The sequence below is a fragment of the Enterobacter sp. 22452 genome, from assembly GCF_052045065.1.
Lineage (GTDB): Bacteria > Pseudomonadota > Gammaproteobacteria > Enterobacterales > Enterobacteriaceae > Enterobacter > Enterobacter mori.
The window spans coordinates 255032-274680 of the sequence record NZ_JBQEOB010000003.1; the positions used below are offsets into that span (position 1 = coordinate 255032).

A 19649-nucleotide genomic window follows, 5' to 3' on the forward strand; every position below is an offset into this window, starting at 1 on the left:
AGGTTATCCAATTAACAGGCAGGTATGCTGGTTGCCGATACAACCAGCAATCAATGTGGCGAATATCAGTTCACCGTATCAATCAGCGCGGACAACAATGTGCTGAAGTTAGCGTATGTTTCAATGACATAATCCGTAGATGCTTTATCGCGGATCTCGAAACAGTCATTTGCGAAGTTGTAAGCAAACAAGGACAAAACATCCTCCCCAATCAGTACCTTGTCAGAAAGGTTCGGATCGACATACATCTCGTTGTCACGTGTTTCAAAGTTGCGTATGTAGATATTCGACCATACGGGTTCACCGTTCTCCGCCTGCACCACGCTATACAGCGTCAAACCGTTGTACTCAAATCCATCCATGATTTTGAACATATCTGAGTAGTCCAGCCGTTTGATCATCAGGCGCTGGATATCCTCAAAAACCTTTCTCTTCTGTGCCTTCCATTCAGCAGGGGCTATTTGGCGCATCAAGTCTGCCATTACGTCTGGGTCTACTGGGTTAACTACCGGGTAATTATTTTCAACAAGCAGTTTTTTGAGGGCTCCAGGAGTGAAATAATTCTTTAGCTGAGCAGGTAACAAAGCAGGCATTGCTATTGTTCTTCCTTCCTCGTCGCAAAACTCGACAAGATAGCCCAGTGTAGGGGTATCGAAAATCATGACAATCGTACCAACGGCCCCTTTTACCAGTCCTTCATTCGGTAAATCCTCGCCTAAAACCACAACGTCTAATTCGGCTCTTTTCATTTTTATTCTCTCATTTAACGAATATGGTTGTAAGTCGGGGAACTAGCGCGTCTGTTTCATACATCCAGCCTGTACGCACTATCGCTGTTTCACCGTTGACGCCTAAAATGGGCATATCGACAGCCATTGTTTGGCCGTAATTATTTGTCTGCAACACTTTTGCTGGGGCCGATAATACGCCTTCCTGAATTCTTGCGGCTAAAACATCTGCATTAGTTGGGTTGTATCCCAGTGCTGACTCAAACACCCTGGCTTTGTGCCCCCCTGTAGGATGTGTTGAATCTAAAGCATAAGCCGCGAGTTTTTTCGGGTCGATAACGGCGTGTTCAGCATTCACTAATGTACCACTCTCAGAGGTGAAGCCTTTTACATATGGGCTTTCAAGTACTGGTATTTTACTGAGACCCGATATTTCATCTATTTCGCTTAAAGGGTTCAACCTGCCCATTGTTAATCCTGCCGCAACAGAGGCACCCGCAATGATTAATCCTTTGTTGTTCATGATTTGATCGTAGCCCGCTGGAGCATCCCCACCAAGCTGCTGCGCTATTTCATGGAAACCTTCAATATTGCCGTTATACACACCACCAGCGGCCAGCAGTCGACCAACAGCTTTACTATTCAGCGTCTTCCCCGATGGCGCAGTTATTGGCTCATAATAATCGTAATGCATCCGTTGGGTGGGGGCAGGCTTCCTGCCTTGCCGATCGGCTATTGCGTAACGATAAGCGCTAGTAATTTCGCCCTTAAACCATGAATGCCGCGATGAGGCGGTAGGTGTAAAAATCAAATCACCATTATCGTCGATGTAAAATGGATTCCTGTCACTGCTCCAGCGCCTGGAGGTATCTACTCCAACTAGCCAGCCAATTTGCAGTGCGCGTTCTACTTCATCATAAATGGGATCTGCGTAGCGGCGTTGCCTTCGTTCATATGGTCTTTGATGTGGAGATATGCTGTATTTTTTTTTGGGAAGACCAAAAGAGAGACTGTGACCGTTCGCTTCATAAGAAAGATCGTAATGTATACATGCCTCTCTCAGCGAACCCGCTGGCGTCAGAATGTATTGAAAATCTTCAGGGTCTAATCGCCGTGTTAAATCGTGTGACCGGTAAAGTCGAAGCATGTGAAATCCTTATCCTTAAAATTAATAAAGATTCTCCGCCCCGACAGATTAAAAATCAACCGATGAACACACTGAATATATAATAATTCGTTGCTGACAACTAATGCAGGCAGAATTTCAGTTCAAAACACACTTTAAATTCAGCTAGCGAATATTTACAGACAAAATAATAAACAATATTTATCCTTTAAACCATAGCAGTCTTCTTACCGTAATAGATTTCTTCGATGCCATTCCAGATAACAATACGACTCAACAGAAAACGCCTTTATTCTCTCTGGATACAAAAGCGGCTCTTTAGCATTCATATCCGGTTCATTGCGAATTAATAAACGCCCATCGTTCTCAAAGCTGTTCAGGTTAGTTGTTTCAGCAAAACTTCTCACACCGGTTGTCACAGTCAACAAGCATTACGCGCAATCTACAACACAACAAGAAACGACCCGCCAGGGTTCATCTGAATGCCGAGACCGCTAAAGTCAAAGAGTCTGTATTCCGTGTCAGGTGGCCAAGGTGCGGATAGATAAAAATGAATAAAACGGAAAAATCACAAAATAATCACGGTTACTTTTGGGAGGTAAATTATGTTTAAATTACAGCCGGATATGGACGGAAACGGACACAAAAAAAGCCGCCCTTAAGCGACTTTGATTTGCATCTTTTGGTGCCGAAGGCCGGACTCGAACCGGCACGTATTTCTACGGTTGATTTTGAATCAACTGCGTCTACCGATTTCGCCACTTCGGCACTGAAGGGGATGCGGAAACGTTGTGGATTATACCTGTCGCGCGCCGCCATGCAAGCGACGACGCGCTAAACACGCGCTAAGTGCCCAAAAAACCAGCGCCCTTCGTCAGTCCAGCTCAGACACCGCCAGCCGAATCACCCTCGCTGCCTTCTGCTCCGGCAGCGCCAGCACCTTCGCCCACATCTCCTGCACCATATCGCAGGAGAGCTTCTCTTTGCCCGCCGCCTTCTCCGGCGTCTGCAGCAGCTGGATGTCCTCGCCGTACTTATCGGCAAGTTGCTTCATCACCGGTCGCACATCTTCGACAGCCGCCTCGCGCTCGGCCGGGGTTACGGTGTGGCGATTTTTGCCGTAGGCCGCGCGCATCATGTCGGCGTCGGCCTGCATGCGCCGCGCCATCAGGTCTTTATCCAGCATGCGCATCGGGTTGATGCCGCCCTTCACCATCGGGTAGAGGAAGCGGAAGCAGGCGTCATCGCTCACCTTCTGGATGGCGGCGGTCTGCTCCATGTTGATGGTCATGTAGTTCACCACGTTGGCGTCCGGGGCGTTTTGCAGGCGCGACATCTGCAGATGTAGGATCTGCGGCTGGATGGTGTCGATAATCTGCTGCTCCGGCTCGCCCGCTTTTTGCAGGGCGGCCATCTGGTCAAGGATGCGCTGATGCAGCGCGGGCTCCTGCTCCTTAATCACCTGCCAGGCGGGCATCGCGTTGAGGGCGTTATCCATCTGCCGTTCCGGGGCGCGCTGCCTGTCGAAGAACACCCAGAACGCCACGGCGGCGGCCACCACAACAACCATCACGGTACGGGTCCACGTTTTATTCATCTCGCATCCTTATCCTTGAGTTGTGCCGGTTTACACCGGCACGCCGCTGTGGAAGCGAAACTCGTTGTCCGGTGTCGAGATAAGTGTGGCTTCAATTTCGCCAAAATGCTGTATGCGCGGTGAGATATCGTCGTCGCTCACCTGCTGGGCCAGGATCAGATAGTCCTGATAGTGGCGCGCTTCCGAGCGCAGCAGCGAGAGATAGAACTTCTGCAGGTCGTCGTCGAGGAACGGGGCCAGCGCGGCGAAGCGTTCGCAGGAGCGGGCTTCGATGTAGGCGCCGCAGATGAGCTTGTCGATCAGCGTCAGCGGTTCGTGGGTGCGCACTTCCTTCAGCATCCCTTTGGCGTAGCGGCTGGCGGTAATTTTGACGTACGGAATGTCGCGGGCCAGCATCGCCTCGCGCACCTGCCAGAAGTGGTGCAGCTCCTCTTTAATCAGCAGTACCATGCTGTCGATGAGCGCCTGGCCCCACGGGTCGTCGGTTTTGGGCATCATGCTTTTGCCAATCTGCCTGTGCAGGGCGATGAAGTCCGGCTCCGGGCCGTCGCGGAAGGTGAACTGTTCGTAGGGTTTGAGCCAGTCGAGCAGCGCGTCGGCACCGCTTTCGTCGGCGACGTATTTACGCACCAGCAGCAGCGCGGTCTGGGCGGCCTTGAGCTCGCACACCATGTGGTCGGTAAGCAGCAGCGGCAGGTTCGCCGGGTCGCGGGCGTTATCAATCCATGCTTGCGGGGTCGGGCACTGGAGGAAGTTGAGTACGGGGGCGAGTATCTGCGGGTAATCCATGGTTCTGCCTTGAAAAAGCGGTGGNCCACCGCCTGAAACGCTTAGTGACGCACGCCGTCGTCGTCTTCGTCGACGTAATCTTCGTCGTCGCCTTCTTCGCCGTCTTCACCGTTCGGATCTTCGAAGTAGGTTCCCCAGCCGTCGTATTCCACTTCAAACTTCTCGGCCAGGTTCATCAGCTGTTCTACCTGCGCGTCGATCAGCTCCGCCTTCAGCGCGCCTTCGCTCAGGATGTCGCAGCAGATGACGGTGTCGCCCTCTTCCACTTCCAGCTCTTCCGGCTCGGTCACTTCGTAACCCAGCTTGAAGGCCTCTACCGCCAGTTTTTCCAGCGCGTCGAAATCATCCGCAGAGAAATGGTGCTCGATGGTGTACAGCGCGTCCGGATCGCTACCGTCTTCCAGCAGTTCTTCAATAATCAGACGCGTCTCTTCGCGTTGCTCTTCCAGGTGTTCCGGGTTTGCCATGGCTCAATCCTCTTTAAAGTGCGGCAGATACTTCTATTTTCACACACGGACGGGTTTGCCTCCACCTTTGTTGGAAAGATTTGTGAAACGGGGTTGCAAATGAATAATTACATATATAAAGTGAATTTTAATTCAATAAGTGGCGTTCGCCATGTGAGGATAAAATGTCTGATCTGTACAAGAAACACTTTCTGAAATTGCTCGACTTTACCCCTGCACAGTTCACTTCTCTGCTGACCCTTGCCGCACAGCTCAAAGCCGATAAAAAAAATGGCAAGGAAGTACAAAAGCTTACCGGTAAAAACATCGCGCTCATCTTCGAAAAAGACTCAACCCGTACACGATGCTCTTTCGAAGTTGCCGCATTTGACCAGGGCGCGCGCGTTACCTATTTAGGGCCGAGCGGCAGCCAGATTGGGCATAAAGAGTCAATTAAGGACACCGCGCGCGTGCTCGGACGGATGTACGACGGCATTCAGTATCGCGGTCACGGCCAGGAAGTGGTTGAAACGCTGGCGCAGTACGCGGGCGTGCCGGTGTGGAACGGGCTGACCAACGAGTTCCATCCGACACAGCTGCTGGCAGACCTGCTGACCATGCAGGAGCACCTGCCGGGCAAGGCGTTTAACGAGATGACGCTGGTCTACGCGGGCGACGCGCGCAACAACATGGGCAACTCGATGCTGGAAGCGGCGGCGCTGACCGGGCTGGATCTGCGCCTGGTGGCCCCGAAAGCCTGCTGGCCGGAAGAGAGCCTGGTGGCGGAGTGCAGCGCGCTGGCGGAGAAGCACGGCGGGAAAATTACCCTGACGGAAGACGTAGCGGCGGGCGTGAAGGGCGCGGACTTTATCTATACCGACGTGTGGGTGTCGATGGGCGAAGCCAAGGAGAAGTGGGCGGAGCGTATCGCGCTGCTGCGCGGGTATCAGGTGAACGCGAATATGATGGCGCTGACCGGCAACCCGGACGTGAAGTTCCTGCACTGTCTGCCGGCGTTCCATGACGACCAGACCACGCTCGGCAAGCAGATGGCGAAGGAGTTCGACCTGCACGGCGGGATGGAAGTGACGGACGAGGTGTTTGAGTCGGCGGCGAGCATCGTGTTCGACCAGGCGGAAAACCGGATGCATACGATTAAGGCGGTGATGGTGGCGACACTTGGGGAGTGATTGGGTCCTCTGCGCGTTGATGCCCTCTCCCACGGGGAGAGGGAGAACACCGGCTCCATTTCATTGATTTTTCACCCCGAAAAAGGTACGTTTTCGCCTTAATTCCAGCGTGGACATGCCAGCATTATGCCGATTATTCAGTCTGTTGAACGTGCGTTGCAGATCCTCGACCTGTTCAACGAGCAGGCCACCGAGCTTAAGATCACCGACATCAGCAAACTGATGGGGCTGAGCAAGAGTACCCTCCACTCGCTGCTGAAAACCCTGCAGCTTCACGGCTATATCGATCAGAACCCGGAGAACGGTAAGTATCGCCTCGGCATGAAGCTGGTCGAGCGCGGTCATTTTGTCGTGGGCTCCATCGATATTCGTCAGAAGGCGAAAGGCTGGCTGACAGAGCTGTCCCAGCGGACCGGGCAGACCACCCATCTGGGGATCCTGGACGGGCGTGAAGGGGTCTATATCGAGAAGATTGAAGGCAAGCTGGCCGCTATCGCCTATTCGCGCATCGGCCGCCGCCTGCCGGTTCACGCCACCGCCATCGGCAAGGTGTTGATTGCCTGGCTGGGCGAGACCGAGCTGAACGCCCTGCTTGAGGGCTATCAGTACACCGCCTTTACGCCCGCTACTCTCTCCTCTCGCGAAGCCTTAATGAGCGCCCTGGCGCAGACCCGCGAGCAGGGCTATGCCCTGGATAGCGAAGAGAACGAGCAGGGCGTGCGCTGCGTGGCGGTGCCGGTGTGGAACCACGAGTCCCGCGTCATTGCCGCCCTGAGCCTGTCGACGCTGACCTCCCGCGTGGACGACGCAGAGCTGGCTAACTTCCGCGAGCAGCTTCAGCAGGCCGGGCTCCAGCTTTCACGCGCGCTGGGCTACCCGGCCTGAGCCGTCAGGCCGGCTCGTAGGTGAAGTAGTCGAAGTCCGCGTGGCAGCCGTCGCCGCTGATGTCCTCGCAGTGCAAACCCACAAACGCGCCGGTGAAGAAGCCGCGCCCGCCGATGTAGTCGTCCGACAGCTTCCACGCCTCATACGTTACCGGCACGGTGTGCCACGTCTCGCCGTCAAACGAGTAGCTGTAGCGGTAGACCAGCGTATCCACGTCCACGCGCAGCCAGACGCTCTCCGCACTCTCCGGCACCGGAATCGGCTGCTCGTGCAGCGGCCACGACGGCACGTTGTGGTCGAGCTGGATCACCTTAATCGTTCTGCCCTGCCCCTCCTCGTAGTCCACAAAGCAGTAGCTCCAGTTTTTGCTGTTGTAGTAGCAGGTCAGCCCCGCGCTCTGCTGGAAGTGGACCGGCGAGAACTGCATCTGCGTTTCTGAGCGGAAAGCGAAGTGCTGCCAGCGGCGCGCCACGGTCGACTGGGTAAAGGTGGAGTTGAGCGAGTCGTTGCCGTAGAGCCGTAAGTAGCCCGGCCGCGCGGTGAGTGAGCCGAGAGTGTCGTCGAACGGGATGCGCAGGGTCTGCAGTTCCGGGTCGAGCGAACTGGCGTCGAAATCGTCCCGCCAGCCGTTCTGAGCGGTAGCGGGCTGCTCCGCCATCTGCGGGCCTTTCACGGTCAGCTGCGCGTGCTTGCCGCCTTCCACGTACGGCCAGCCGTCGCGCCATTCAATGCGGGCGATGCCGGTCTCGCGCCCCAGCGGGCAGTAGCCGCGCCCGCCGGAGGCCAGCAGCGGCGCGCCGGGCAGGCGCAGCGGGCGGCTGGTGAGGTAGGCCATGTACCACTCTCCGGTGTGGGTCTGCAGCAGCGAGCCGTGCCCGCTCTTCTGCAGCGGGTTCTCCGGCAGGTGCCAGCTGGTCATCATCGTCACGTCCGGGTGCAGCTCGTACGGCCCGTCGATATTTCTTGAACGCAGCACCACGACGGCGTGCTCGTAGCTGGTGCCGCCTTCGGCGACCATCAGGTAGTACCATCCCGCGTGGCGATAGAGGTGCGCGCCTTCGGTGTAGCAGAGCGGCGTGCCGGTAAACAGGGTTTTGCGCTCCGGCGAGAGCGTGCCGGTCTGCGGGTCAAACTCCTGCATCACGATGGTGTTGTGCGGGTTGCTGTGGTGGCGCGGCCCCCACGGGCGGTAGAGGTAGTACTTGCGGCCATCGTCGTCGTGGAACAGGGACGGGTCAAACCCGCCGTTGCCCATCGGGATCGGCTCGCTCCACGGCCCCTCGATGGACGGCGCGGTGACGAGGAAGTTGCGGCCGTTTTTCCACGGCGAGTCGACAATCTTCACGTCAGTGTAGAGCAGCCAGAATTTGCCGTCGGCGTAGCTCAGGCACGGTGCCCAGATGCCGCCGGAGTCCGGGTTGCCCCTCATGTCCAGCATCGACACGCGGTCCAGCGGGGTGCTGACCAGCGACCAGTTTTTCAGGTCGCGGGAGTGGTAGATGCGCACGCCCGGGAACCACTCGAAGGTCGAGGTGGCGATGTAGTAGTCCTCGCCCTGGCGGCACAGGGACGGGTCCGGGTTGAAGCCGGTCAGGATTGGGTTAGTAATTTCCATGTTGCCTCCGGTTAATGGGATGCGGCTGTCGCGGCGTCGGGAACGATTTCACCCTTCGCCGCGCGATGCTTAATCAGCTGCTGGCTGATGGCCTCCACGCGGGCGTCGGTGAGCTTATAAAACGACAGCATGATGAACATGCCCGCGTAGAGCACCACGGGCACCACGCAGAACAGAATTTTGATGGTGGTGAGCACCTCGACCGGCTGCACGCTGCTGCTGGCGGAATAGTTCACGTACGCCAGGATCCAGCCCACCACCGCCCCGCCAATCGCCAGGCCAATCTTCAGGCTGAACAGGTAGGTGGAGAACACCAGCCCGTCGAGGCGGCGTCCGCTGCGGCTCTCCTCGTAATCCACCACGTCAGAGGCCATCAGCCACTGCAGCGGCGTGGTGGTGTTAAAGACGAACAGGAACAGAATGTTGAGGGCAAAAATCAGCGCGATGTGCTCCGCCGGGGTGACGAAAATCAGCAGGCTGATCAGCGAATAGGCGACGATGATCCACTTGAAGGCGGTAACGCGGTCGAAGCGGCCCAGCAGGCGGGAGGAGCAGAGCGAGCCGAACATGGTGGCGAGGCTGCCGTAGAGTAAGAACTGGGTCGCCATCTCCGGGTGATCCATCACGTATTTCACGAAGTAGAGCGTCGCCCCGCCGCGCACTACGTTAGAGCAGGTCGCCATCATCTTGAACGCGCACATGATGCGCCACTGGCCGTTGCCCAGCAGCAGCTTAAGGTCTTTCGCCACCGACGAGCCCGGCTGCACCTCAAAGGTATAGCGCTCTTTGGTGGTAAAGAAGCAGACGTAGAGCAGCACCACGCCGCTCAGGCCCAGCACGCACATGGCGCCGAAATAGCCCACCTGCTCGTTCCCTTTGCCGATGATGCTCACCAGCGGCAGCGCGATGCCGCTGATGGCGAGCGAGCCCGCCGCCGCCAGGAAGAAGCGCCAGGACTGCAGGGCGTGACGCTCTTTCGGGTCGGCGGTAATGACGCCCGGCATGGCGCAGTACGGCACGTTAACGAAGGTATAAACCAGGGTCAGGAGAATGTAGGTCACGCAGGCGTAGATGATTTTGCCCTGCGCGGAGAAGTCCGGCGTGTAGAAGGTTAGCACGCAGACGATGCCGAACGGGATGGCGCCCCACAACAGGAACGGGCGGAACTGGCCGTGCCGCGTGCGGGTGCGGTCTACCAGCAGCCCCATCAGCGGGTCGGTAACGGCGTCGAGCACGCGGGAGACCAAAAACAGCGTGCCCATAATCCCCGCCGACAGGCCGAAGACGTCGGTGTAGAAATAGGCCAGCAGGAACATCGTGGCCTGCCAGACGAAGCCGCAGGCGGTGTCACCCAGCCCGTAGCCAATTTTGTCTTTCATGGTTAATTGCGTCATCAGAATTACACCCTTATGTAGTGTGCTGAATTACAACATCGTGTTAATGGAGTGTAATGAGCTGTTCAATTAACCAGCAATGGTCATATCTTATTTCCGAATTACGTTATTTTGCTTTTGTGACGCCACCGATATATCGCAACTTATTGTTTATATTATTAACTAACAAAAACAACAAAGCCGTCCGCGGAATATTTTTCGCAGACGGTTTTATCTCAGAAAATAATTAAATGCCGAGCGCTTTTTTACCGGCGTTAATTACCTCAATGATTTTTTCGGTGTCATAAATACAGCCTTTCCAGGTGCCGCCACTCACCGACTGCAGTGCCGCCCACAGCCGGGTATCGTCCGGCAAAAAGTCGTGAGCGTGCAGGTCCGGGTGCGTCGGCCTGACTGCCAGCTCGCGCGCCCCCTCTTCCGGCGTCAGCGGGTTTTCTGCGGTACCGATAAAGTTGACGCTGCCCGTCAGGGTCAGGCGGTCCACGGCTTTCTCGATGATGTCGTTATCGCGCAGCTTGCCAATCGGCCCGCCCGCCAGCGCCTCCGGCGACACGTGGCCGAAGCAGGCGCCCGTCGACACGCCCGAGAAGCGCGCATCGGTGATTAACGATACCGTCTTGCCCCATGAGATGTGTTTGAGCGCGGAGGTGAGCTGGTAGGTCTCTTCCATGCCGGTGCCGGACGGCCCGCCGCCGATCACCACCATGATATCGCCCTGCTTAATCTCTTCCCGCTTGATGGCCTTAATCGCCTGCGCTTCCGAGACAAACACCCGCACCCGGCCGGTGTGGCGGTACACGCCATCGTCATCCACCACCGACGGGTCGATCGCTGTGGCCTTGATCACCGATCCTTCCGGCGCGATGTTGCCCGTCGGGAAGCAGACCGTCGAGGTCAGCCCTTTCGCTTTTGCCTTCTCCGGCGGCAGGATCACGTCATCCGGATCCACGCCATCCTGCTCGCGCAGACACTGGCGGAAGCGCGCCCGGCGCTCGGACGCTTGCCACCAGTCGAGGTTCTCGCCCACCGTCTGGCCGGTGACGGTCATCACATCAAGATGCAGCAGGCCGAGATCGCGCAGGTGGAGCATCACCTCCGGCACGCCGCCCGCGAGGAAGGCGCGCACGGTCGGGTGATAGTCCGGGCCGTTGGGCAGCACGCTTACCAGGCGAGGCACCCTGCGGTTGACGCGCGTCCAGTGTTCAACGTCCGGAATCGTGCAGCCCGCCGCGTGGGCGATGGCCGGAATGTGCAGCAGTAAATTGGTGGAGCCGCCGAACGCCGCGTGGATCACCATCGCGTTTTCGATGGCTTTGTCGGTGAGGATGTCGCGCGTGGTGATGCCGCGGTTATCCAGCTCGCTCACCGCCCGCGCCGACTGGCGGGCGATCTCCAGCCACACCGCCTGTCCAGACGGCGCCAGCGCGGAATGCGGCAGCGCCAGGCCCAGCGCTTCCGCCACCACCTGCGAGGTGCCCGCTGTGCCGAGGAACTGACACCCACCACCCGGCGACGCGCAGGCGCGACAGCCCAGCTCGGCGGCCTCCTGCAGGGAAAGTTCGTGGTTGGCAAAGCGCGCGCCGATGGTCTGCACCTTGCCCGCGTCTTCCCCCACGGTCGGCGGCAGCGTCGCCCCGCCCGGCACCAGAATGGTCGGCAGGTCGTGCATCGCGGCCAGGGCAATCATGGTGGCGGGCAGCCCTTTATCGCAGGTCGCCACGCCGATCACCGCCCGGCGCGTCGGCAGGGAGCGGATCAGGCGGCGAAACACGATCGCCGCATCGTTGCGGTACGGCAGAGAGTCGAACATGCCGTGCGTGCCCTGCGAGCGCCCGTCGCACGGATCGCTGACGAAGGCCGCGAACGGGATCCCGCCGTTGCGCGTGATCTCCTTCGCTGCCGCCTGCATCTGCATGCCAATTTCCCAGTGCCCGGTGTGGTAGCCCAGCGCGACCGGGCGTCCGTCCCCGGCGCGGATCCCGCCCTGGGTACCGATAATCAGCACCTCTTTGCCAGTGAGCTTGTTGGCGTCCCAGCCCATTCCAGCGTTCTGGGTCATGCCGAACAGGTTGCCGCTGGGGGATTCCATCAGCATCTGCGGGGTCAGCGGCAGCGCGCCCTGCGGCCCCGCCGCGTGGGTGATCACCGCATAAAACGCATCTTCCTGCGGGGTGAAAATTTTCTCGATGGTCATGGTTGTCTTCCGGCTCAGCAGAGCTTGAGCTGTTGCAGCAGGGTTTTCAGCTGCGCCTTGCGCGGCTCGTCCAGCGGTGACGCGGGCGGCAGCACGTGCGTGGAAATCGGGCGGCCGCAGAGCACTATCGCCTCTTTAATCACGTTCACAAACGGCGTATCCAGCTGATACATCTGCGGAATTTGCAGTAAGGTCTGATGATACTCAGCCGCCTTCGCCACGTCTTTATCCCGCCAGGCTTTCAGGAGATTCACCGACACCTGCGGGGCAAAGTTGCCGCTCGCCGAAATAGCCCCGTCGCCGCCGAGCAGCAGGGTATTAAACAGATGATCGTCGTAGCCGCACAGCACGGTGAAATGCGGATGGGCGGCTTTGACGGTGTGGATCATGCTGCGCAGGTGGGCGACGGAGTCGATGGTGTCTTTGATGCCGATAATGTTGCTGCGCGAGTCGGCGAGGGTTTTCACCAGCGCCGGGGTCAGATCCTGCCCGGTCAGCGCCGGGAAGTTATAGAGCATTACCGGCAGCGTGACGCTGTCCGCCACCTGCTCGAAGTAGCGGATCAGATTCGCTTCCGACACTTTCCAGTAGTAGGGGTTAATCACCACGATGCCGTCCGCGCCCGCCTGCTGCGCGTGCTGGCTCAGCTCAATGGTTTCCCGGGCGTTGGTGCCGCCGGTGCCGATCAGCACCGGCACGCGACGATCGACGTGATCGATAGCAAAGCGGGCAATGGTTTTACGCTCTTCGGCGCTGAGCTGGGAGAACTCGCCGCCGCTGCCCAGGAAGAACAGGCCGTCAACGCCTGCTGCAATCAGATCGTCGATCAGCGCGGCGGTGCCCTGCTTATCGAGCTGGCCGTCGGCGGTAAAAATGGTGGAGACAGGGGGAATGATTCCCGTGAACAACGCGGACTGCGGCATGAGATCTCCTTGCTGAATCATTTTGTTCTACATTATAGAACGGCGTTCATTAATTTAACGATCATACTATGACGCAGAAAAAGCGCAGGTAAATGGGAAGGGATGAGGGAGTGCGGGAAATATAAGCTGGATCACATTATGCGTGGGTGCGGTCTGGTGCCCTCACCCTAACCCTCTCCCACAGGGAGAGGGAACTTTTACACTCTCCCTGTGGGAGAGGAGGGTCTTACTTCACCAGCATTTTCACTACTACTTTTCGCACCTGCGCAGGCGCTCCCACCGCGCACAGCGGCTTATGCACTTCGCCCGGCCAGAACACCACGAAATCCCCTTCGTTCAGCACCACGGTTTTTTCCTGCTCGCCCTCCGGCAGGAACGCGATGTCTTTCTCCGCCAGCCAGTCCGTGTCCGGCGTGCCGTGCGGCAGGGTGCTGAAGGTCATTCCTTCCTGGCCTTTCATAATTATCTGGATGTCCAGATAGCGCGCGTGGAACTCGGCGCGGCGCTCGGCGAACGGCTGGGTCGTGTCTTCAGAAACCAGATAAAACAGGCTGTTGCCGTTGATGTCGTGTTTCCCGAGCGGCGTGGCGTCGGTGACGTGGGCTTTGACGTGCTCAATGGCCTGACGCAGATCGTCAGGCAGCCAGGACTGCAGATGGTGGATGTTGCCAACAATCATGTTTTAACCCTCAATATAAAACATTGTTTCATTTTTATCTTTTATACGAGAATCCCGGCTGCCATACCAGCCCTTTTTGGAAGAGGTTTGCGCGAGCGCATGTTTATCGGGAATGGTGTTAAATTGCTGTTAACCCTGCCCAGGCATTTATGCAGGGGTTATGCATAACCTCGATCCGTGCTTATCGCACGGCTGTTCTAACCTCTTGATCATGCTCTCTAATTAACAAAACCCGTTGCCGCCTCACACTTTACTGTTTTGATAATTTGCTCTAAAAAACCATAATTATTTATTGATTTTTCTTAAGTCAAAAATAGTTAATTACGTTAATTGCATAGCCATTCTTATGCATAATATTTATTATTTAAAATCAGCCACATAACAACATATTTCAAAAGATTAATATCTACAAAATAATAACAACCTCAAATAATGCCACCGGATCCTGCTTAGCTATTCACCCCTCAATAATATGAAATTAATCATTATCTGATGCGAATCATGCAAATGAAAACAAACCCCTTAATATCCGGTTTCGCGTGAGCAATATCACATTACGGATTATTTAACTGCCTAGTATAAATCACGAAATCAATTGAGCTTAGCCGCCATGCAATTAAATACATCACATGGCGCATGCCCTTTTTATTCTGAAAACAGTTAAAGGAATAATTATGGAAAAGCATTACGTCGGTTCTGAAATTGGTCAATTGCGTAGCGTTATGCTGCACCGTCCGAATTTAAGTCTGAAACGTTTAACGCCGTCAAACTGTCAGGAGCTGCTTTTCGATGATGTGCTCTCGGTTGAACGGGCGGGTGAGGAGCATGATATTTTCGCAAACACGCTGCGCGAGCAGGGTGTGGAAGTCCTGCTGTTGACCGACCTTCTGACACAAACCCTTGATATTGCAGAGGCGAAGGCCTGGCTTCTGGATACGCAAATCTCTGACTACCGTCTCGGCCCGACCTTTGCCGGCGACGTCCGCGGCTGGCTGGCGGATATGCCGCACCGCGAACTGGCGCGCAGATTAAGCGGCGGATTAACCTACGGTGAAATTCCGGCAGCCATTAAAAATATGGTGGTCGATACCCACACGGCGAATGATTTTATTATGAAGCCGCTGCCGAACCATTTATTTACCCGAGATACTTCCTGCTGGATTTATAACGGCGTGTCCATTAACCCGATGGCCAAACCGGCGCGTCAGCGCGAAACGAATAACCTGCGGGCAATATATCGCTGGCACCCGGCGTTTGCCGACGGTGATTTTATTAAGTATTTCGGCGACGAAAATATTAATTACGACCACGCCACCTTAGAAGGAGGTGACGTATTAGTGATTGGCCGCGGTGCGGTGCTGATCGGCATGTCCGAACGCACTACCCCGCAGGGCGTGGAGTTTCTCGCCAACAGCCTGTTCAAACACCGCCAGGCCGAGCGCGTGATCGCCGTTGAGCTGCCAAAACACCGCTCCTGCATGCACCTCGACACCGTCATGACCCACATCGACGTGGACACCTTCTCCGTCTACCCGGAAGTGGTGCGCAAAGACGCCCAGTGCTGGACGCTCACTCCGGACGGTCGCGGCGGCCTGCTGCGCACCCAGGAAACCGACCTGCTGCACGCCATCGAGAAGGCGCTCGGCATTAACCAGGTGCGTCTGATCACCACCGGTGGCGATGCCTTTGAAGCCGAACGTGAGCAGTGGAACGACGCCAACAACGTCCTGACCATCCGCCCGGGCGTGGTGATTGGCTACGAGCGCAACGTCTGGACCAATGAGAAGTACGACAAGGCGGGTATCACCGTGCTGCCCATCCCGGGTGACGAGCTGGGACGCGGGCGCGGCGGCGCGCGCTGCATGAGCTGCCCGCTGGAACGCGACGGAATTTAAAGGAGCCATCATGGAACGAAAACCTACTCTGGTAGTGGCCCTGGGCGGCAACGCGCTGCTCAAGCGCGGCGAGCCGCTGGAAGCGGAGATCCAGCGCCAGAACATCGAGCAGGCCGCCCGCACCATCGCCGGGCTGACGGAACAGTGGCGCGTGGTACTGGTGCACGGCAACGGGCCGCAGGTCGGGCTGCTGGCGCTACAGAACAGCGCCTACGACAAGGTCGCACCCTACCCGCTGGACGTTCTCGGTGCCGAAAGCCAGGGGATGATCGGCTACATGCTCCAGCAGGCGCTGAAAAACAACCTGCCCCAGCGCGAGGTGAGCGTCCTGCTCACCCAGGTGGAAGTGGACGCCGCCGACCCGGCCTTCCACAACCCGACCAAGTACATCGGCCCGGTGTACAGCGAAGCCCAGGCGAAAACGCTGGCCGCGGAGAAAGGCTGGGTGTTCAAGGCCGACGGGAGCTACGTCCGCCGCGTGGTGCCTTCACCACAGCCGAAGCGGATCGTTGAGAGCGACGCCATCACGGCGCTGATCCAGCGCGACCACCTGGTGATCTGCAACGGCGGCGGCGGCGTGCCGGTGGTGGAAAACGCCAACGGCTATCGCGGCATTGAGGCGGTGATCGACAAAGACCTCTCCGCCGCCCTGCTGGCGCGCCAGATTGAAGCCGATGCCCTGCTGATTTTGACCGATGCCGACGCGGTGTACCTCGACTGGGGCAAACCGACCCAGCGCCCGCTGGCGCAGGTGACGCCGGAGTTGCTCAGAGGTATGCAGTTCGACGCCGGTTCGATGGGGCCGAAGGTCGCCGCCTGCCGCGAATTTGTTGAGGCCTGCAATGGCATTGCCGGGATCGGCGCGCTGGCCGACGGCGCGGAGATCCTGGCGGGCGAGAAAGGCACGTTGATTCGTAACTGAACACTTATTTAAAAAGGATTTACCCATGACCATCAACCTGAAAAACCGCAACTTCCTCAAACTGCTGGACTACACCCCGGCAGAGATCCAGTACCTGATCGACCTCGCCATCGAGCTGAAGGCGGCCAAAAAAGCCGGGCGTGAGAAGCAAACCCTGGTCGGGAAAAACATCGCCCTGATCTTTGAAAAAACCTCCACCCGCACCCGCTGCGCCTTCGAAGTGGGTGCGTTTGACCAGGGCGCGCAGGTCACCTACCTCGGCCCAAGCGGCTCGCAGATTGGCCATAAAGAGTCGATGAAAGACACCGCCCGCGTGCTGGGCCGCATGTATGACGGCATCGAATACCGCGGCTACGGGCAGGCCATCGTCGAAGAGCTGGGTGAATACGCGGGCGTGCCGGTGTGGAACGGCCTGACCGACGAGTTCCACCCCACCCAAATCCTCGCCGACCTGATGACCATGCTGGAGCACGCGCCGGGCAAAACCCTGCCGGAGTTGAGCTTTGCCTACCTCGGGGATGCGCGCAACAACATGGGCAACTCGCTGATGGTCGGCGCGGCCAAGATGGGGATGGATATCCGCCTCGTCGCGCCGAAATCCTTCTGGCCGGAAGCGGGTCTGGTTGAGCAGTGCCGCGCCATCGCCAAAGAGACGGGCGCGCGCATCACGCTGACCGACGATGTGGAAGAAGGCGTGCAGGGCACCGATTTCCTCTACACCGACGTGTGGGTCTCGATGGGCGAGCCGAAGGAAGCCTGGGCCGAGCGCGTCAGCCTGATGAAACCGTATCAAATCAACGCGGACGTGATGAAGGCCACCGGCAACCCGAACGTCAAGTTTATGCACTGCCTGCCGGCATTCCACAACGAGCACACCAAAGTGGGCCGCGAGATCGAGATGGCCTACGGGCTGAAGGGGCTGGAGGTGACGGAAGAGGTCTTTGAATCACCGAACTCCATCGTCTTCGACGAAGCAGAGAACCGCATGCACACCATTAAAGCGGTCATGGTGGCGACACTCGGCGACTAATCACCGCCCGGCGCGCCGTGCGGTGCGCCGGGTTCAGGAGAACATCATGGGCAAGTTCAAGTTTCCCTCCGCTTACACCATCCTCTTTTTTCTGATTGCCGTCGTGGCAGTGCTGACGTGGGTTGTCCCGGCCGGGCAGTACCATATGGCAATGAACGAGGCGCTCGGCAAAGAAGTGCCGGTTGCCGGAACCTACGCGCACGTGGCGGCGCATCCGCAGGGGCTGGTTTCCGTCCTGATGGCGCCGATTGCCGGGCTGTACGATCCGGAATCCGGCCAGGCCGGGGCGATCGATGTGGCGCTGTTTATTCTGATCATCGGGGGATTTCTCGGGATCGTCACCAAAACTGGGGCGATTGACGCCGGGATCGAGCGCGTCACCACCCGGCTGCGCGGACGCGAAGAGTGGATGATCCCGATCCTGATGGCGCTGTTTGCCGCAGGCGGCACGATTTACGGTATGGCCGAAGAGTCTCTGCCGTTCTACACCCTGCTGGTGCCGGTAATGCTGGCCGCCCGTTTCGATCCGGTTGTCGCCGCCTCCACCGTGCTGCTTGGCGCGGGGATCGGCACCCTCGGTTCCACCATCAACCCGTTTGCCACGGTGATCGCCGCCAACGCCGCCGGGATCCCCTTCACCAACGGGATCGCCCTGCGCGTGGCGCTGCTGGTCATCGGCTGGGTCATCTGCGTGGCGTGGGTGATGCGTTATGCCCGTAAGGTGCGTCAGGATCCGTCGCTGTCGATCGTTGCGGATAAGCAGGAGGAGAACCGCGCCCATTTCCTCGGCAACAAAGGCGAACAGTCGCTGGAATTTACCCCGGTGCGCAAAATCATCCTCGTGATTTTTGCCCTCGCTTTCGCGGTGATGATTTACGGCGTGGCGGTGCTGGGCTGGTGGATGGCGGAGATCTCGGCGGTGTTTCTCGCCAGCGCGATTATCGTCGGCATGATTGCCCGCATGAGCGAAGAAGAGCTGACGTCGACGTTTATCAACGGCGCGCGAGATTTGCTGGGCGTCGCGCTGATTATCGGCATCGCGCGCGGTATCGTAGTCATCATGGATAAGGGCATGATTACCCACACCATTTTGCACAGCGCCGAGGGGATGGTTACCGGGTTGTCGACGGTGGCGTTCATCAACGTGATGTACTGGCTGGAAGTGGTGCTGTCGTTTCTTGTGCCTTCTTCGTCCGGCCTTGCCGTTCTGACGATGCCGATCATGGCACCCCTTGCCGATTTCGCTAACGTCAACCGCGACCTGGTGGTCACGGCTTACCAGTCGGCGTCCGGCATCGTTAACCTGGTCACTCCCACCTCAGCCGTCGTGATGGGCGGTCTGGCTATCGCCCGCGTGCCTTACGTGCGTTATCTGAAATGGGTGGCGCCGCTGCTGGGGATATTAACGGTGGTGATTATGGTGGCGTTAAGCCTGGGTGCCATGTTGTGATTTGCCGGATGGCGCTGCGCTTATCCGGCCTACGGATCGGTGCGGTGCCACCGGTTATTTCGGGAACTGATATGGGAACTATGATGGATTACGAAGAGTACTCTCCCAAAGAGCAACTACAGCTAACGGTATGCCAGCGTCTGATCGCGGAAAAGAGCTACCTCTCCCAGGAGGAGATCCGCCGGGATTTGCAGGAGCGTGGTTTTGAGACCATCAGCCAGTCCACCGTTTCACGTCTGCTCAAGTTGCTTGGTGTCATAAAAATTCGAAATGCCAAAGGTCTAAAAATTTATTCGCTGAATCCCCAGCTGCGCCCTGCCCCCGATGCTGCGCGCACCGTCTCCGAAATGGTGGTGAGCGTGGAGCACAATAGCGAATTTATCCTTATCCATACCGTTGCCGGATATGGCCGCGCGGTGGCGCGTATTCTGGATTATCACCAGTTACCGGAAATTTTAGGCGTGGTAGCCGGAAGCAGTATCGTCTGGGTCGCCCCTCGCGTCGTGAAGCGCACCGCGCTGGTGCATAAGCAAATTAATTATTTACTCAGAACGCATTAATATTCATAAAGAACCGTTTGCATTGAGTAAAGCGTGCATTAAATCGCTTGATCCGCAAAACGAGCTGCGTATAATGCCCGACAATTTGCCGGGAGGAAGCATGGTCAAGCGTGTACGACATATCGTCTTACCGCGTCTGAAATCAGACGCTGGCCTGCCGTTTTTCTTCCCGTTGCTAAACCTATTCCCAGAGCCCCTCATTTGAGGGGCTTTTTTTTGCCCGGCG

At 57.5% G+C, this 19649-nt stretch carries 19 protein-coding genes, 1 tRNA gene and 1 pseudogene; 9 read left to right on the plus strand and 12 right to left on the minus strand.

Going from position 1 to position 19649, the window contains the following annotated elements:
* Window positions 1–65 precede the first annotated feature (65 nt).
* The 6 genes from ACTJJA_RS11080 to rraB all read right to left on the minus strand — a co-directional run bounded on the left by ACTJJA_RS11080 (window position 66) and on the right by rraB (window position 4707).
* Window positions 66–749, minus strand: a complete 684-nt coding sequence (locus tag ACTJJA_RS11080) for a YrhA family protein (protein ID WP_440667968.1) — start codon at window positions 747–749, stop codon at window positions 66–68.
* A 10-nt stretch (window positions 750–759) separates the two neighbouring features.
* Complete coding sequence (locus ACTJJA_RS11085) at window positions 760–1875, minus strand: DUF6883 domain-containing protein (protein WP_440667970.1); 1116 nt, start codon at window positions 1873–1875, stop codon at window positions 760–762.
* 662 nt (window positions 1876–2537) lie between these two features.
* Window positions 2538–2622 (minus strand) — tRNA-Leu (locus tag ACTJJA_RS11090).
* A 106-nt stretch (window positions 2623–2728) separates the two neighbouring features.
* Entirely contained in the window at window positions 2729–3451 is a 723-nt protein-coding gene (locus ACTJJA_RS11095) for a topoisomerase II (RefSeq protein WP_440667972.1), read from the minus strand.
* A 30-nt stretch (window positions 3452–3481) separates the two neighbouring features.
* Window positions 3482–4240 (minus strand): tRNA isopentenyl-2-thiomethyl-A-37 hydroxylase MiaE, encoded by a 759-nt coding sequence (gene miaE, locus ACTJJA_RS11100; RefSeq protein ID WP_440667974.1) that lies wholly within the window; start codon window positions 4238–4240, stop codon window positions 3482–3484.
* A 41-nt stretch (window positions 4241–4281) separates the two neighbouring features.
* Window positions 4282–4707, minus strand: coding sequence for a ribonuclease E inhibitor RraB (gene rraB / locus ACTJJA_RS11105; protein ID WP_029739283.1), 426 nt, complete (start codon window positions 4705–4707; stop codon window positions 4282–4284).
* 99 nt (window positions 4708–4806) lie between these two features.
* Here rraB and argL point away from each other — a divergent pair, with 99 nt between their 5' ends.
* The 3 genes from argL to xynR all read left to right on the plus strand — a co-directional run bounded on the left by argL (window position 4807) and on the right by xynR (window position 6761).
* The gene (argL, locus tag ACTJJA_RS11110; protein WP_216820367.1) at window positions 4807–4902 is read left to right on the plus strand and encodes a putative translational regulatory protein ArgL; all 96 of its coding nucleotides are present in this window, start codon (window positions 4807–4809) and stop codon (window positions 4900–4902) included.
* Window positions 4872–5876: an ornithine carbamoyltransferase gene (gene argF / locus ACTJJA_RS11115; RefSeq protein ID WP_440667977.1), complete on the plus strand. Its 1005-nt coding sequence runs from the start codon at window positions 4872–4874 to the stop codon at window positions 5874–5876. Before argL ends, argF (ACTJJA_RS11115) begins: the two co-directional genes overlap by 31 nt.
* A 126-nt stretch (window positions 5877–6002) precedes the next feature.
* A complete protein-coding gene (xynR, locus tag ACTJJA_RS11120) occupies window positions 6003–6761 on the plus strand; it encodes a DNA-binding transcriptional repressor XynR (RefSeq protein WP_440667978.1) in 759 nt (252 codons plus the stop codon).
* Between the two features lie 4 nt (window positions 6762–6765).
* Here xynR and ACTJJA_RS11125 read toward each other — a convergent pair whose 3' ends face one another.
* From ACTJJA_RS11125 to ACTJJA_RS11145, 5 genes are all read right to left on the minus strand, one after another.
* The gene (locus tag ACTJJA_RS11125; protein ID WP_440667980.1) at window positions 6766–8376 is read right to left on the minus strand and encodes a glycoside hydrolase family 43 protein; all 1611 of its coding nucleotides are present in this window, start codon (window positions 8374–8376) and stop codon (window positions 6766–6768) included.
* 11 nt (window positions 8377–8387) lie between these two features.
* Complete coding sequence (locus ACTJJA_RS11130; protein WP_440667982.1) at window positions 8388–9770, minus strand: MFS transporter; 1383 nt, start codon at window positions 9768–9770, stop codon at window positions 8388–8390.
* Window positions 9771–9996: 226 nt separating this feature from the next.
* Window positions 9997–11964 (minus strand): xylonate dehydratase YagF, encoded by a 1968-nt coding sequence (gene yagF / locus ACTJJA_RS11135; RefSeq protein WP_440667983.1) that lies wholly within the window; start codon window positions 11962–11964, stop codon window positions 9997–9999.
* A gap of 14 nt (window positions 11965–11978) precedes the next feature.
* Complete coding sequence (yagE, locus tag ACTJJA_RS11140) at window positions 11979–12887, minus strand: 2-keto-3-deoxygluconate aldolase (RefSeq protein ID WP_440667985.1); 909 nt, start codon at window positions 12885–12887, stop codon at window positions 11979–11981.
* Between the two features lie 226 nt (window positions 12888–13113).
* On the minus strand, window positions 13114–13566 hold the full coding sequence (locus tag ACTJJA_RS11145) for a YhcH/YjgK/YiaL family protein (protein ID WP_440667987.1): 453 nt from the start codon (window positions 13564–13566) through the stop codon (window positions 13114–13116).
* Between the two features lie 674 nt (window positions 13567–14240).
* Between ACTJJA_RS11145 and arcA the strand changes: the two genes are divergently transcribed.
* From arcA to ACTJJA_RS11170, 5 genes are all read left to right on the plus strand, one after another.
* Window positions 14241–15461, plus strand: a complete 1221-nt coding sequence (arcA, locus tag ACTJJA_RS11150; RefSeq protein WP_029739276.1) for an arginine deiminase — start codon at window positions 14241–14243, stop codon at window positions 15459–15461.
* Window positions 15462–15471: 10 nt separating this feature from the next.
* A complete protein-coding gene (gene arcC / locus ACTJJA_RS11155; RefSeq protein WP_440667990.1) occupies window positions 15472–16383 on the plus strand; it encodes a carbamate kinase in 912 nt (303 codons plus the stop codon).
* A 25-nt stretch (window positions 16384–16408) separates the two neighbouring features.
* On the plus strand, window positions 16409–17413 hold the full coding sequence (gene argF / locus ACTJJA_RS11160) for an ornithine carbamoyltransferase (RefSeq protein ID WP_032647051.1): 1005 nt from the start codon (window positions 16409–16411) through the stop codon (window positions 17411–17413).
* A gap of 46 nt (window positions 17414–17459) precedes the next feature.
* A complete protein-coding gene (locus ACTJJA_RS11165; RefSeq protein ID WP_440667992.1) occupies window positions 17460–18863 on the plus strand; it encodes a YfcC family protein in 1404 nt (467 codons plus the stop codon).
* Between the two features lie 80 nt (window positions 18864–18943).
* Window positions 18944–19423 carry an arginine repressor gene (locus ACTJJA_RS11170; protein ID WP_003863366.1) on the plus strand — a complete coding sequence of 160 codons (480 nt, stop codon included), beginning with the start codon at window positions 18944–18946 and terminating at the stop codon, window positions 19421–19423.
* Between the two features lie 3 nt (window positions 19424–19426).
* On the opposite strand, the pseudogene ACTJJA_RS11175 reads toward ACTJJA_RS11170, so the two are convergent.
* Window positions 19427–19544, minus strand: a pseudogene (locus ACTJJA_RS11175) (hypothetical protein).
* On the opposite strand from ACTJJA_RS11175, the gene ACTJJA_RS11180 reads away from it, so the two are divergent.
* The gene (locus tag ACTJJA_RS11180) at window positions 19524–19628 is read left to right on the plus strand and encodes a pyrBI operon leader peptide (RefSeq protein WP_071524139.1); all 105 of its coding nucleotides are present in this window, start codon (window positions 19524–19526) and stop codon (window positions 19626–19628) included. The pseudogene ACTJJA_RS11175 and the gene ACTJJA_RS11180 sit on opposite strands and share 21 nt — an antisense overlap.
* Window positions 19629–19649 lie beyond the last annotated feature (21 nt).

What these genes read in the sequence shown, in the direction of transcription:
- ACTJJA_RS11080 (WP_440667968.1), bottom strand. Translation starts at nt 749, where the DNA reads ATGAAAAGAGCCGAATTAGACGTTGTGGTTTTAGGCGAGGATTTACCG.
- ACTJJA_RS11085 (WP_440667970.1), bottom strand. Translation starts at nt 1,875, where the DNA reads ATGCTTCGACTTTACCGGTCACACGATTTAACACGGCGATTAGACCCT.
- ACTJJA_RS11095 (WP_440667972.1), bottom strand. Translation starts at nt 3,451, where the DNA reads ATGAATAAAACGTGGACCCGTACCGTGATGGTTGTTGTGGTGGCCGCC.
- miaE (WP_440667974.1), bottom strand. Translation starts at nt 4,240, where the DNA reads ATGGATTACCCGCAGATACTCGCCCCCGTACTCAACTTCCTCCAGTGC.
- rraB (WP_029739283.1), bottom strand. Translation starts at nt 4,707, where the DNA reads ATGGCAAACCCGGAACACCTGGAAGAGCAACGCGAAGAGACGCGTCTG.
- argL (WP_216820367.1), top strand. Translation starts at nt 4,807, where the DNA reads ATGAATAATTACATATATAAAGTGAATTTTAATTCAATAAGTGGCGTT.
- argF (WP_440667977.1), top strand. Translation starts at nt 4,872, where the DNA reads ATGTCTGATCTGTACAAGAAACACTTTCTGAAATTGCTCGACTTTACC.
- xynR (WP_440667978.1), top strand. Translation starts at nt 6,003, where the DNA reads ATGCCGATTATTCAGTCTGTTGAACGTGCGTTGCAGATCCTCGACCTG.
- ACTJJA_RS11125 (WP_440667980.1), bottom strand. Translation starts at nt 8,376, where the DNA reads ATGGAAATTACTAACCCAATCCTGACCGGCTTCAACCCGGACCCGTCC.
- ACTJJA_RS11130 (WP_440667982.1), bottom strand. Translation starts at nt 9,770, where the DNA reads ATGACGCAATTAACCATGAAAGACAAAATTGGCTACGGGCTGGGTGAC.
- yagF (WP_440667983.1), bottom strand. Translation starts at nt 11,964, where the DNA reads ATGACCATCGAGAAAATTTTCACCCCGCAGGAAGATGCGTTTTATGCG.
- yagE (WP_440667985.1), bottom strand. Translation starts at nt 12,887, where the DNA reads ATGCCGCAGTCCGCGTTGTTCACGGGAATCATTCCCCCTGTCTCCACC.
- ACTJJA_RS11145 (WP_440667987.1), bottom strand. Translation starts at nt 13,566, where the DNA reads ATGATTGTTGGCAACATCCACCATCTGCAGTCCTGGCTGCCTGACGAT.
- arcA (WP_029739276.1), top strand. Translation starts at nt 14,241, where the DNA reads ATGGAAAAGCATTACGTCGGTTCTGAAATTGGTCAATTGCGTAGCGTT.
- arcC (WP_440667990.1), top strand. Translation starts at nt 15,472, where the DNA reads ATGGAACGAAAACCTACTCTGGTAGTGGCCCTGGGCGGCAACGCGCTG.
- argF (WP_032647051.1), top strand. Translation starts at nt 16,409, where the DNA reads ATGACCATCAACCTGAAAAACCGCAACTTCCTCAAACTGCTGGACTAC.
- ACTJJA_RS11165 (WP_440667992.1), top strand. Translation starts at nt 17,460, where the DNA reads ATGGGCAAGTTCAAGTTTCCCTCCGCTTACACCATCCTCTTTTTTCTG.
- ACTJJA_RS11170 (WP_003863366.1), top strand. Translation starts at nt 18,944, where the DNA reads ATGATGGATTACGAAGAGTACTCTCCCAAAGAGCAACTACAGCTAACG.
- ACTJJA_RS11180 (WP_071524139.1), top strand. Translation starts at nt 19,524, where the DNA reads ATGGTCAAGCGTGTACGACATATCGTCTTACCGCGTCTGAAATCAGAC.